Origin of the sequence: Enterobacter sp. RIT637, from assembly GCF_019718755.1 — a bacterium.
Taxonomy (GTDB): Bacteria; Pseudomonadota; Gammaproteobacteria; order Enterobacterales; family Enterobacteriaceae; genus Enterobacter.
Genome location: NZ_JAIHAZ010000139.1, coordinates 1 through 554, shown reverse-complemented (window position 1 = coordinate 554; position 554 = coordinate 1). Strand labels below are relative to the sequence as shown.

The window sequence follows — 554 nt, the reverse complement described above, 5'->3', positions numbered from 1 at the left end:
ATGCAGAGCTACGAAGAGGAAAACTCACAGGGCATGCCATTTTCTCTGGCTCTTTTAGTTTTACCATTATGTCTGCAAAAAGATTCACGCCAAGTGTTTGCTGAAAATCCTCGCCGCTACCTTTTGAAAACTATAGAAAACAACCCCAAATTACTCGTTAATTTTGCTAACCGCGTCAATAATATGCTTCCATTTACGCTTGAAGCTTTTGGAGTGCTCATGGAACGAGGATGTTTTGTTGTAACAAAAGACGGCCGATTGAAAACAGTACCTAAAAAAGTTCGCAAATCGGTCATCGGGACTGAAGAATCTATCTCATGCCAGCGTGTCGCGCGCTATATAGGAAAAGAATTTGCCCGTATTGCAGATCGCGTTACGGTGTACACGACCTTTGGAATACGCCCATGAAAATTAAGTCGATTCATGTCTACAGCCATGATGGCCAACGTCGGGACCTGCAATTTAAGGTTCATGGTTTAAATGTCATTACTGGCCGTTCCTCAACGGGTAAATCAGCTCTTTCTGAGATCATTGAATACTGCATGGGTCGATCT

General features: G+C 43.0%; 1 protein-coding gene. It reads left to right on the top strand.

From position 1 onward, the window contains the following. Positions 1 to 408, top strand: a 408-nt coding sequence (locus K5E19_RS23640) for a three component ABC system middle component (protein ID WP_221553359.1), incomplete at its 5' end; no start/stop codon positions are given. Between the last annotated feature and the right edge of the window lie 146 nt (positions 409 to 554).